At 49.3% G+C, this 12,393-nt stretch carries 11 protein-coding genes; 3 read left to right on the forward strand and 8 right to left on the reverse strand.

What is annotated here, in order from left to right; all coding sequences use genetic code 11:
- Positions 1 to 3: 3 nt before the first annotated feature.
- The 3 genes from ACRPK8_RS02830 to ACRPK8_RS02840 form a co-directional block, all read right to left on the reverse strand.
- Positions 4 to 960 carry an ABC transporter ATP-binding protein gene (locus ACRPK8_RS02830; RefSeq protein WP_432236822.1) on the reverse strand — a complete coding sequence of 319 codons (957 nt, stop codon included), beginning with the start codon at positions 958 to 960 and terminating at the stop codon, positions 4 to 6.
- A 15-nt stretch (positions 961 to 975) separates the two neighbouring features.
- Entirely contained in the window at positions 976 to 1,773 is a 798-nt protein-coding gene (locus ACRPK8_RS02835; RefSeq protein ID WP_432236823.1) for an ABC transporter permease, read from the reverse strand.
- 335 nt (positions 1,774 to 2,108) lie between these two features.
- Positions 2,109 to 2,231, reverse strand: coding sequence for a hypothetical protein (locus ACRPK8_RS02840; protein ID WP_255359374.1), 123 nt, complete (start codon positions 2,229 to 2,231; stop codon positions 2,109 to 2,111).
- A gap of 371 nt (positions 2,232 to 2,602) precedes the next feature.
- Here ACRPK8_RS02840 and ACRPK8_RS02845 point away from each other — a divergent pair, with 371 nt between their 5' ends.
- Entirely contained in the window at positions 2,603 to 4,693 is a 2,091-nt protein-coding gene (locus ACRPK8_RS02845) for a bifunctional metallophosphatase/5'-nucleotidase (protein WP_432236824.1), read from the forward strand.
- 65 nt (positions 4,694 to 4,758) lie between these two features.
- Here ACRPK8_RS02845 and ACRPK8_RS02850 read toward each other — a convergent pair whose 3' ends face one another.
- Positions 4,759 to 6,189: an ankyrin repeat domain-containing protein gene (locus tag ACRPK8_RS02850; protein WP_432236825.1), complete on the reverse strand. Its 1,431-nt coding sequence runs from the start codon at positions 6,187 to 6,189 to the stop codon at positions 4,759 to 4,761.
- 384 nt (positions 6,190 to 6,573) lie between these two features.
- Between ACRPK8_RS02850 and ACRPK8_RS02855 the strand changes: the two genes are divergently transcribed.
- A complete protein-coding gene (locus ACRPK8_RS02855; protein WP_432236826.1) occupies positions 6,574 to 6,768 on the forward strand; it encodes a hypothetical protein in 195 nt (64 codons plus the stop codon).
- Between the two features lie 53 nt (positions 6,769 to 6,821).
- Here ACRPK8_RS02855 and ACRPK8_RS02860 read toward each other — a convergent pair whose 3' ends face one another.
- From ACRPK8_RS02860 to ACRPK8_RS02870, 3 genes are all read right to left on the reverse strand, one after another.
- A complete protein-coding gene (locus tag ACRPK8_RS02860; protein WP_432236827.1) occupies positions 6,822 to 7,334 on the reverse strand; it encodes a VanZ family protein in 513 nt (170 codons plus the stop codon).
- Positions 7,335 to 7,484: 150 nt separating this feature from the next.
- Positions 7,485 to 8,504, reverse strand: coding sequence for a fatty acid desaturase (locus ACRPK8_RS02865; RefSeq protein ID WP_432236828.1), 1,020 nt, complete (start codon positions 8,502 to 8,504; stop codon positions 7,485 to 7,487).
- 236 nt (positions 8,505 to 8,740) lie between these two features.
- Positions 8,741 to 10,267, reverse strand: coding sequence for an FAD-dependent oxidoreductase (locus ACRPK8_RS02870; RefSeq protein ID WP_432236829.1), 1,527 nt, complete (start codon positions 10,265 to 10,267; stop codon positions 8,741 to 8,743).
- Positions 10,268 to 10,468: 201 nt separating this feature from the next.
- Between ACRPK8_RS02870 and ACRPK8_RS02875 the strand changes: the two genes are divergently transcribed.
- Complete coding sequence (locus tag ACRPK8_RS02875; RefSeq protein WP_432236830.1) at positions 10,469 to 10,915, forward strand: hypothetical protein; 447 nt, start codon at positions 10,469 to 10,471, stop codon at positions 10,913 to 10,915.
- Between the two features lie 42 nt (positions 10,916 to 10,957).
- Here the strand turns inward: ACRPK8_RS02875 and uhpT are convergent, their stop codons facing one another.
- Positions 10,958 to 12,367, reverse strand: coding sequence for a hexose-6-phosphate:phosphate antiporter (gene uhpT / locus ACRPK8_RS02880; protein ID WP_023469436.1), 1,410 nt, complete (start codon positions 12,365 to 12,367; stop codon positions 10,958 to 10,960).
- Positions 12,368 to 12,393: the final 26 nt, after the last annotated feature.

Raw genomic sequence — 12,393 nt, forward strand, 5'->3', positions numbered from 1 at the left:
ACATCATGAAAAGAAATTCAAGATGGCGTCGCTTAGACTCGTCAATGACGGGGTTTCGTCAATGACCATCAGACTACCTGCTGCAAGAACGAGCAAACCGAGACCGGATAAGATCCAGCCCGGATGTTTCACGCTCTCTTCAGAGTCCGTGTTCTCTTTTCCGGACCGGGCATTGGCCGCCTGTTCCTTTAGACGGTCACGCCGATATTGATGCTGTTCCTCTTTTGACCATTTCTTGTACTCTGCGAGGAACTTCTTATACTCCGGCAGAATCTCTTTCGTCGTTCCGTCCATCCGGACTTGACCGTACTCGAGCCAGACGACCCGTTCACAGAAATTCTTGATCTGTGAGAGGGAGTGACTGACGAAGATGATTGTTTTCCCTTCATCCTTGAACTCGTTCATCTTATCGATACACCGGTTATAGAACGTCTGGTCCCCGACCGATAACGCTTCATCGACGATCAGGATGTCCGCATCGACGTTGACGGCGATCGCAAAACCGAGCCGTGACTTCATCCCGCTCGAGTACTTCTTGATTGGCTGATCGATGAAGTCCCCGATATCGGCGAAGTCGATGATACCGGGCATCCGGCGTTCGATTTCCGCGTCATCCATCCCGAGCATCAGACATTTGAGTCGGATGTTCTCCCGTCCCGTCAGGACGTTCTTCAGCCCTTGCGAGACGGCGATGATCGCGACCTCACCGTTGATTGCGACGTCTCCCTCATTCGCATAGATGATTCCGGAGATCAAGTTCGAGAGCGTCGATTTACCCGATCCGTTGATTCCGACGAGTCCGACGACTTCGCCTGATCCGATTTCGAGTGAGACGTCCCGCAGTGCAGTAAATGTTTTAACGCTCTTGCTTTGATTCTTGAACAAGAGCTTGAATTTTTCTTTCGTAGTCGTGACCATGTCGAAACGCTTCGTGACATGGTCGAGTTTAATCATAGACATGGCGATTTCCTTCCCTTAAACGAGCTCAGTGAATGATTTACGGAACTTGATATGCAAGAACGTTCCGGCTGTGAACAGAAGGAGCGTGACACTCCAGAAGTACAGACCGGTCGGCCATTCCTGCCAGACCCAATGCCCGCCGAGCAGGCTCGCCCGGTATCCCTCGACGAGATAATAGACAGGATTCAAACGGAGGACGCCGTGCAGGAAGTCCGGGAACCGTTCAATGTTCCAAAGGATCGGTGTCATATAGAAGAGCATCCGCATCATCGATTGCAAGAAGAGCTGGATGTCTTTGACGAGTGTGATGAGTGTCGAGAAACAAAGCGAGAATGCGTAGACGAACACATACGTCGCAATCATGTAATACGGCAGTTGCAAGAGTTTCCACGTGATCGGGATCCCGTTCGCGATAATGACGATGAAGACGATCAAAAGCATCGCAAAATGTTGATACATCCGCGACAGGATGACATAAGACGGAATCGCGCTCATCGGGAAACGCATCTTCGTCACCATCGCAAGGCGACTGTTGATCGAGTTCGATCCCCGCAGCAAGGCGTCGTTGATGAAGAACCAGACGACGATGCCGCACAGGAGCCAGACGATGAACGGCGTATCGCCGTCGACGTTCTTATTCCCTTTGAGACCGACACCGAAGACGAACCAGTAGATGAAGATTTGGAGACCCGGATTGAGGAGCTCCCATAAAAGGCCAAGGCGTTGCTCTGCGTGCGCTGACTTGATTTCATATCGCGCCAACCGGCGAATCAGGGGAAAATTCTCGACCTGTTCCCGGATGATACTTCTCATTTCTTTCAGCATAAGTGTAAGTTCCTTCCGATTTCATGATACATGTATTGTATTTTCATATTCGTTGATTCCACTCAAAAAAACGGATGCCGTCCGCGATTCCTCAAACGAACGCTCGCTCCGCGTGAACGGGCCTTGCCCGGTCGCTACTCGTTCGCCTCCTTTGCCTGCTGATTCGTGCAGGAAAGAAGCTTTCTTTCCTATATACACTTAATCAATTCTAGCTATCGGGAAAAAGCGTGTCAATGTATTGAACGAACCGACACCAAACTGTAGTTTTTCAAAAACGAAAAAACCGGAGGCTCAGCCACCGGTCATCGCATTCTTTCGTCTTGTCACGCGTGATTAAAATGTGGAAATTCGATCGTCGTCGGTGGTGATGCAAGCCCCCACACGAGGAGGACCGTGATCACGCAGATAATGCCGACGAGGACGCCACCCCGAATCGTATCATTCATTTATCGTTGCCTCTTTTCTTCCGAACAGTTTCATTACTGACATCATACAATATTTAGCAATTTTAAACCACTAAAAAATCGACATATAATGGTAATGTTTAACGATTGGTCCTATTCTTTCGTTTCATTTTTGATCAAAACAAGATATAATGAAAGCGTTATCATTTATCTGTGAAGGCGAACGTTCGGATTCTCCCTGCGGTCAGCAAACGACTGCCGGGGGTTGTCATGTGGTCGGACCTAAGAATTTACGTTATTTACAAAAGGTTCATCCCACGAAGCATTCCGAACCCTTTATAGTAGAAGAAGAGGTCAACGATCGCATCACGACCTTGCATTCATACCCCACTCTTGAAGGAGGATTTTTACGTATGTACAAATCAAAACCGCTTTACGCGGCAGCCGTGGCTGTCGCCCTGGCGACATCGGCAATCGTGCCAGTTGCTCAAACGACCGTTTCAGCTGCAACGCATGTCAAGGTCAAGACGGTCAAACTCAAGTCACTCGTCTTCACGAAAGGTGCCCCGGTCAAGCTCCCTGCTACATATAAAGGCGAGAAGATCACGTGGAAATCTTACGATCGCCATGCGTTCAACCGTTACCAGACGGTCAAAGGCACATACGGAAAGAAAAAGAATCCGATTGAAATCAAGATCCACATTCAGAACTATGCCGTGAAGTTCGTCGAGAAGGTGCCGGATCAGAAGATCTACGTCGATCAGAAGCCGGAATTGCCGAAGACACTTGCTGTTTTGTATGCAACGGGACGTATCTATGACAAACCGGTCCGCTGGTCAAAAGTCGATACGAGCGAAGCGGGTGTGAAGTATGCGGTCGCAAGCTATACACGTCTCGGTAAGACGATTACACTCAAAGCTAAAATCATTGTCCGTGATATCAATACGGATGACTTCTCGATCGGTTTGATGCATACGAATGATACGCACGCAAACCTCGATAAAGCACCAAAACGGGCGACAGTCATTAAAGAACTGCGTGCAGCCTACCGTGCAGAAGGCAAACCATCGCTTCTCTTAGACGCTGGTGACGTGTTCTCAGGATCACTCTACTTCAACAAATTCCTCGGTCAAGCCGATCTTGAACTGATGAACTACATGAAATACGACATGATGACATTCGGGAACCACGAATTCGATCTCGGAGACAAAGACAACGGACTTGCGTTGAAAAACTTCGTCACAGGTGCGAAATTCCCGTTCATCACGGCGAACGTCGACTTCAGCAAAAACGAACTGTTCAAAGGTCTGCAAAAGAACACGATCACGTCAGGACCGGAGCGCGGCAAGATTTATCAAGGTATCATCAAGGAATACAAAGGACAAAAAATCGGCTTCTTCGGTCTGACGACAGAAGAGACGAAAGATATCGCGAGTCCGGGCACGATTGCGTTCGCGAACTACATCGCGAGCGCCAAAGCAGCCGTCAAGAAACTCGAAGACCGCGGTGTCAACAAAATCGTCGCTCTGACGCACATCGGTTTCGACGATAACGAAGCGATCGACAACGATCAGTTGCTTGCGCGTAACGTTGACGGCATCGACGTCATCGTCGGTGGTCACTCGCATACGAAACTCGAAACACCGGTCGTCGTTGATGATTCGGTCGTACCAGGTAAGACAGAACCGACGATCATCGCCCAAGCGTATCAATACGGTGATTTCCTAGGCAATCTCGATTTGACGTTCGACTACAAAGGAAAATTGACAGAGTATAACGGATCGTTGATTGATGTTTCGAAATCAGCAGAAGACATGCGTGCGGCTGAAATCCTTAAACCGTATGCGGATCAAATCGCTGAGTTGAAAAACGAAGAAGTCGGCGCGAACATCGTCAATGCCCTTCCGAACCCGCGCGGGGAAGTCAGTGTCCGTAACAGTGAAACGGCGCTCGGAAACCTGATCACGGATGGTATGCTCAAGAAAGCCAAAGAATACAATAATGACACAGTCATCGCGATGCAAAACGGTGGTGGTATCCGTGCAGCGATCGATGCCGGTCCACTCACAGTCGGTGAAGTCTTAACGACACTTCCGTTCGGTAACACACTCGCGACGGCGAAGATGACAGGCAAAGAAATCAAGGACCTCCTTGAAATCAGTGTCGGTGTCGCACCTGTTGAGAATGGCGGATTCCTCCACGTTGCTGGAATGAAGTTCGAATACGATAGCACGAAAGCAAAAGGAGAACGCGTCACGAAGATCGAAGTCAAAAACGGTGACACGTATGACCTGATTGACCCGGCGAAGACGTATGTCATCGCAACGAATGCCTTCACGGCTAAAGGTGGCGATGGTCTCACACCATTCGCAACGGCTTATAAAGAAGGACGCGTCACGGATCTCGGTCTCTCGGACTGGGAAAACCTACGTGACTTCACGAAATCACTTGGCGAAGTCAACTACAGCATCGAAGGTCGCATCGTCGACACTTCAAAACTGTAAAACGAATACGATACAACAAACAACCGCAGGTCTTCTCGATTCGTTCGAGAAAGCCTGCGGTTTTGTCATAGCGTCTGCGCTGAATGTTGCTTCAACAGATCGATGATTTCATCGAGTTCATATTCCCGTGCCATCATCAGTGGGGTAAAGCCATCTGCATTTTTGATCGACGGATCGGCTCCGCGTTCGAGCAACAGCTTGACCGTCTGTTTCCCCTCCCCTTCGACGGCATGATGGAGCGGTGTGAACTTGTCGTCATCCTGTTGATTGATGTCCTCACCGCGCTTCAAATACAAGTCGACCAGTTCATCGTTGTTACTGTAGACGGCTGTAATGAACGGACGCTCCCCGAATTCATTGATCGCATCCATGTCACTGCCGGCAGCAAGTAACTCCCGGAAGACCGATTCGAGTCCTTTGCTTGATTTCCGGTACCCGAGATAATGAAGCGCTGTATCACCATCCGCGTCGACCGCCTTCATATCGCTTTCTGGAATCAGGCGATGGATGTCTTCGAGCTTTCCTTTTTGAATCGCTGCCATCAATTCCGTCTCATGCAAATCCTGCCCCTTCGTCGTCGTCGACACCGTCTCGTCCGTTCCATCACTTGCCTGTTCCCTGTCGAGGACGAGTCCTGCTCCGACGCTGACGCAGAAGAACATTGTGAGGACACTAACAGCAACGATTGCGCCATGTCCGACCCGTACGAACCGTTTCGGTGCTTCAAGCTTCTCTCCTGTTAAACGTAGGCGTTCCAGTAGAGGCGGCTCCGTCCGCAACTTCTCATACAGTAGAATGGAAAACGTCCGTTGTTGTCGTTTTTCGTTCATATACGCTTCGATCTGCGTCAATGCCAACAGATCCTGTCCAAGCACATCTTCAAACATCGTTTGACGTGCACTTGTCTCTGAGACGAGCGGCAGGACCATCTGGTCACGTGTCGTTGCGCAAGCACGTAAGTAAGCCGGTCGTAAAAACGGTACCCAACTCCCAAGCCAAAGTAAAACCTGCTTCTCCTGGTGATTGCGTCTAATCCGTGCCAGCTCGAGTAATAGTCGAACACGACGTGTTTCCGTCAGCTCAAGATACGAGGGCGGTAGGACGATCAAGCATTTTTGAAACAGACCAATGACCTGTGGCTGTTTTGCATCTTCCCGGAAGTAGATTTCCGGAAGGCGCCAAAGCTTTAACTGTTCCGCATGTACTGTCACCTGCTCGAGCACCTCCGGGAACTGTTCAGCCGTCAAACGAACGCTTTCGCTCCGAATCCGTGCTACCCGTTGCCACTGACGAAGCCACAGCCCAAGCAAGACGAGCAAGACGAGGAACACCGCGTAGATGCCCATCTCACCCGTTTCAAACACTAGTCCGATGATGCCCCCCACCGTAAGGATCGCCACTGCGAGTAATAAACTGAAATAGACAGTTTCTTTGCGCGTCACCGCCTGCCTGATCCGGTGCGCTGGATCAATCGGTTCCTTTGTTTCCTGCTCCATGAGTCATCTCCCTTATCGATTGCCCGTTCGGTTTTTCTACTTTTTATTCTACCTGTAATTCCATCAAAGTTCCAAGGGAATCCTTTCCTGCCATATCAAAAAGGACAGCGAGAAAATGATATCTTAACTGTTAACTGGATAACGCGATGTTCTCTCTGAATAAGCATTTCACATGGAATAAAAATCAAAAAAACCTATCCAAGCTTATATTTCACTGCTATATTCGCTTTTCTACTCAACTTGAACAGTAGAACACCCCCTTCTTTTGAACCACTAAACATTTATGTAAGGGTAGGACGAAAGTCACTTTCACGCTTGCGGAAGAACTGTACATTCTATAGAATGAATTATAATAGGAAAAAAAATACAGGGGGAGTGGGTTCTTTGGGAATGTTTAATTTGATGAGCAAGGACTACACGGTCCAGTATCAGGTATTACACGGAGATGAGATCGTCGATACGGACCGGCTCAATATCCGGGCAGGCGATCACACGGCAGCACGAAAGAAAGCTGATAACATCCTCAGAAAAGAATTCGGACGGACCCAGTATAAGATTGAATGGGTGCAACGATCGTAATCGCTAAAATAACCCATCGTCTCAGTCGATTTGATTGAGACGATGGGTTATTTTCATGCCCGCTGTTGTTCCTGTTCGCGAACGATCCGGTCCGCTTTCAGGTAAAGACGAAGCATGGTGTAAAGGACGATACCGATCAACGCTCCACCGCCATCAATCAGTACATCACCGACAAATGGTGTTCGTCCTCCAGTCACTAATTGATGGAACTCATCGAGGACGCCGATTGTCATCGTTGTCGTCCAGGCAAAGAAAGCGGCCGGTAAAGCATGATAGCCCCGGTGACGTAAGAGATGCACAAGGCTTACGCCTAATAGGAAGAATAATCCGGCATGCATCCCTTTCCGGATGAAGAATTCAAGAAACGCGGCCGGACCGAGCGACGCGACACTGATTGGCACTTCATAATGGAACGATACGAACGAAAACGCATAGACCCAGTCGAGCGGGAGATGTTGCGTCAAAAATGGAATCAAGGACTGTTGCTGGTACGTCATCGAACTGAAGACGAACAGCGCCAGCACGACAGCTCCTCCTGTATAAGCGGCAAACGGAATACGGCGCATGGGAACGCTCCTTTCTCTTCGTATATCCTAGCATGGATTGATCCGGTGTAGCATACGCCATAAGACGGACAGATAGCTCTGTTTTTGTCCTTTCCCGTTTTTTCTCCTTCTGACGCCAAAAACACCCCATCGAAGGATGAGGTGTAGTCATTATAACGAAGACGTCTTCGGTTCACGTAAGAGATGTTTGATATCCTGGAACGTCACGAACGTCCGGTTCTTCGCGTCATACAGCTTATAACGAAGAGACTTCAGACTCGAGAACAGACCGATTTTTGTCGCCTTTTGAAGCGGTGGTGTCGAGACGTGTGCTTTCTCAAGATGATAGTTCGGGACGCGCGGGCTGAGATGGTGGACATGGTGGAATCCGATATTGCCCGTCACCCATTGCAGGACCTTCGGTAATTCGTAATACGAACTGCCTTCGATTGCCGCCTTGACGTAATCCCACTCGCTCTCGTCTTCGAAATACGAGTCTTCGAACGTATGCTGGACGTAAAACAGCCAAATGCCGAGTACGCCTGCCGTGAACATCGTCGTTCCCTGAATGATCAGGAAAGCCTGCCAGCCGATGAAGTAGATCAGAATACCGTACAGGACGATGAGTGACGCGTTGATGACATGCGTGTTGATCCGTTCCTTTTTACGAGCATCCTTCCGATTGAAGCGGCTCGAGACGAGAATCAACAAGAGCGGTCCAAGACCGAACATGACGAGTGGATTCCGGTACAGACGATACTTGAGGCGTGTGAAGCGTGACGCTTCGATGTATTCTTCGATCGTCATGACCCAGATGTCACCGACACCGCGCTTATCGAGATTTCCGCTTGAAGCGTGATGGATCGAGTGCTCACGTTTCCACTTCTCATACGGGAATAACGTCAAAATCCCCGTGATCGTTCCGACGATCGCATTCGCTTTCTTATTCTTGAAGAATGAACCATGCGTACAATCATGGAAGATGATGAACATCCGGACGACGAATCCAGCGGCGAGGATCGCCAAAGGAATCGCGAGAAACACAGATAGCTTCAGGGCCTGATATGCCAGAAACCATAGGACGAGAAATGGCAGGATCGTGTTGATCATCTGCCGGACGCTGGCTTTGATGTCCGCCTTTTCAAACGGCGACACGTGTTTGCGCAGCTGGGCAATCTTTTCTTTACTCATAGTGGTGCTTCCTCCTCGGGTTGTTTCAGCGTTCACGACGCTAAGTAAAATAGTGAAACTAAAATATGAAACCAATGAACGGTGGTCGTGACGGTGCCTCTACAACACGATTTAAAAGCGGCACACGAATTGTTTAGCGCTAAAATATTTTTAATACCAGGTAATTATATCACATATTATAACTTACCTACGGATTATTTTTCTGAAAGCAAAAAAGCAGAGACTGATGCCTCTGCTTAATCGATGGGTTTAAGCGGTGTGACGGCTGGTCCTTCCAGCACCTCACCTGCCGGACCAAAACGTGACCCATGACATGGACAATCCCATGACCGTTCCGCCTCGTTCCATTTCGTATCGCATCCTAAGTGGGTACAAGTCGTCGAGACGAGGTGAAGATTCCCTTCCGGATCCCGGTACCCTCCGACCGTTTTCCCGTGATGCGTGACGAGTCCTCCTTCATCCAGTTGTAGCGTATCAGCACGACGACGCGCTTTCGTCAGCTTTCCTTTAACGAGTTCGATCGCGACGTCCGCATTGTTTTTGACGAACTGAGCTGCATCCTTCGGTTTTAGCTTCGACCGGTTCGGATCAAACAAGTGGCGAAAACGATTGGGTGTGCCCGTTAATAAATCGCTCAGCAACAATCCGGCTGCGATGCCGTTCGTCATTCCCCACTTCGCAAAGCCGGTCGCGACAAACACGTTCGGATCATCTGCCGTCATCTGCCCGATATAAGGAATCTTATCGAGCGTGATCAAGTCTTGTGCCGACCAGAACGGTCCAAACGTCTCGACCTGGAATTCATGCTTTGCGAAATCCGCAAGATGCTGATAGCGTTGCATCGTCTCCGTCTCGTGACCGGATAAATGATTCTCCCCACCGAACAGACCAAGCAGACGCCCGTCTTCTGCCCGGGCGTGTCGTACGGAGCGACTCGGCTGATCGGCACTCATGAACATCCCGTCCGGAAACGACTCGTTCACATCACCAGAGACGATATATGAACGATGGACTTCGAGTTTTGAGAAATACAACCCTTTGAAGTCATGAAACGGAAAATGCGTCGTGATGATCACTTTCTTCGCCTCGATCCGGTGACCATTTTCAAGGACGACCGTCGGTGTGCGATGCGAATCAAGTGAGACAGCACGGGTATGTTCATACACCTTGCCACCATTACGAACAATCTGTTCTGCGAGTCCTTGGAGATACTTAACCGGATGAAACTGCGCCTGATTCCGTAAGACGATGGCTCGTTTAACCGCGTACGGTAACTTGCCTTGTACTTCTTCCGTCGCCTCTCCTCCGTTCAAGCGTAAACGTTCATAGGCACGGACTTCCCGTTCCATTTCCCGTTCTTTTGATGTCGCCGTGTAGAGATAAGCATCCTGTGTTTCAAGTTCACAGTCAATGGCAAGTCGTTCTACCTGATGACGTAAAAACGCGATCGCTTCTTCATTCGCTTCATAATACAGTCGCGCTGATGCCTCGCCGACGGTTCGAATCAACGTGTCGTAGATCAGCCCGTGCTGGGAAGAGACCTTTGCCGTTGTATAACCGGTCGTTCCGGCAGCAACGTCGCCTGCTTCGATCACGGCGACATCATATCCCCGCTCCTCCAATTGAATTGCTGTGACGAGTCCGGCAATACCAGCTCCAACGACGACGATATCATGTCTGGCATCTTGATTTAGAGCAGGATAAGCAGTAGCGGGAGCGCTTTGTTTCCAATAAGAAGACGGAAAACCGGATAAGTGAGACATGAACAAGACTCCTTTCAAAGGACACGACAGACCGACATGATTAATCGTTCCCTGAACGATACGAAAACATGCACGAATCGTATTGATTTAAGAAGACGCACCGATTAAAAGGAATTAATTTACTTTAATAAAAAATAATATGGGATAATTAGGTTTTTGCCCTTTATACTATACATAAGTCTTTAGGAAAGGGGAGCTTACATGAAACTAGGACGCCATTTAATCGAGACCTTTCGTCGTTTTACGCTTGCAACAAGTATTGATGAATATGATCTGGCACGTGTATTGACAATAGAAATTCCAGAGCTGACAAACATATGCGTTACGATCCGACCGACACACCTTCACCTTCAAGCCGCTGTACCGTTGACCCGTTATGGTCTAGAACGCGACTTACCGGTCGAATTGACGCTCCAATTACGGGCAGTCGATAAACAGACCGTCACGTTCGAAGTCTTTGATGTCCGTCCTCAAGATACCGAGTCTTTTAATGAAACCTACCTGATTCGTCCACCCTATCTGCGTTACACGGACCGCCTCCTGACAGTCGATCTTTCCTTCTATTTTCTTTTCCGGAATGCCCGTTTCCGTTCGCTTCGTCACGTGAAACTCGAAGACGGGTTCTTGCTTGCCTATTTGTCTCATTAAAAGAGCACCCTCTCCTAAATTAGGCGAGGGTGCTCGTGTATGTTACGAACTCAACTTATCCGCTTGACGCTCTAGCAGTCCGAGGCGACGAATCTTTTTCTCCTCGACGACGGCGACGATCGCAAGGGCGATCAACCCGAACAGTAACGCGGCATTGAAGATGACGAACGTGTCACTCCAACCGTGCAACGTGACCGAACCGATTGTCAGACCGTTCGTTTCTGGGTCAGCGATTTTCGCTAGACCGACTTTTGCGATCGAATCACCAAACAAGTAACCGAACGTTCCGACCATCCCGTTCGTGACCGTCGTTGCTTGTTTTGGTGCGAAGCTGATGACCGAGACACCGATCAAGAGCTGTGGTCCGTAGATGAGCGCACCGAGTGCAAATAGTGACGCGTAAATCATAAGTTCACTCGTACCGTAACGATAACCGAGGACCGCGACAGCCGTCAGTAAGAGACAAATCGCTGCGACGAGCGCCCGGCGTCCCTTGAGTAAATCGGACACGTAACCCCAAATCATACTGCCGCATAAGGCGCCGATCTCAAAGAAGAAGATCGTATTGACGGCACTCTCCGTGCTGAAGTGCAAGTGTTCCGTGACATAGAGCGGCGCCCAGTTATCAATCCCAATCCGGACGATGTAGACGAAGACGTTCGCGATACAGAGCGTCCAAATCCAGGGGTTCGAGATGACGTACGTTTTGAAAATTTGCCACTTCGTCATGCTTTCAGCAGCGATGTTTTCCGGTTCGATCGGTTCCTCGAAGATTTCTTCACTCCGATTCCACCCGAGTTCCTCCGGATCATCCTTCCCGATGAACAGCCCGACAATCCCAATGACGAGAGCAATCGCAGCTGGGAAGATGAACATCCCGACGACACTGCCGTTGAAGAAGACGTTCGCTCCCCACAGTGCGAGACCACCGGCAATTGCTCCACCGATGTTGTGCGAAACGTTCCAGAAGCCGAGGTAACGCCCACGTTTTTCAAACGGTGTCCAGCGGGCGATTGTCGAATACGACGACGGTCCCCCGACCGATTGGAAGAACCCACTGAGTCCCCATAAAACCATCAATAAACCGACTGGACTTCCGCCGGCACTCATCAACAGTCCCATCGCAGTGACAATTAGAGAAGATAAGATCAATAAGAACGAGATGACACGTTTCGTATTTTTCCCGTCAACAAAGTAGCCGAGCAATGTTTTCCCGATTCCGTATGTAATCGAGAAGGCGAAACCGATATATCCGAGTTCCGTCGTCGTAAAGCCAAGTTCCTCTTTCAAGAGCGGTTGCGCTGCCTTGAAGTTGTTTCGGATGAGATACATCGCCATATATGAGAAGAAGACGACTAAGAATGCCTTTAAGAATTGTTGTAACCATTGTTTCCGTTGTACTTCGATTGGTATGCCGGCATTCGGCAATTTTTTGATGCTGAAGAAGCCCATCTTCCATTTCCCCTATCTGAATCAGA

Source organism: Exiguobacterium sp. TDN 0502, assembly GCF_050846835.1.
Classification (GTDB): domain Bacteria; phylum Bacillota; class Bacilli; order Exiguobacteriales; family Exiguobacteriaceae; genus Exiguobacterium_A.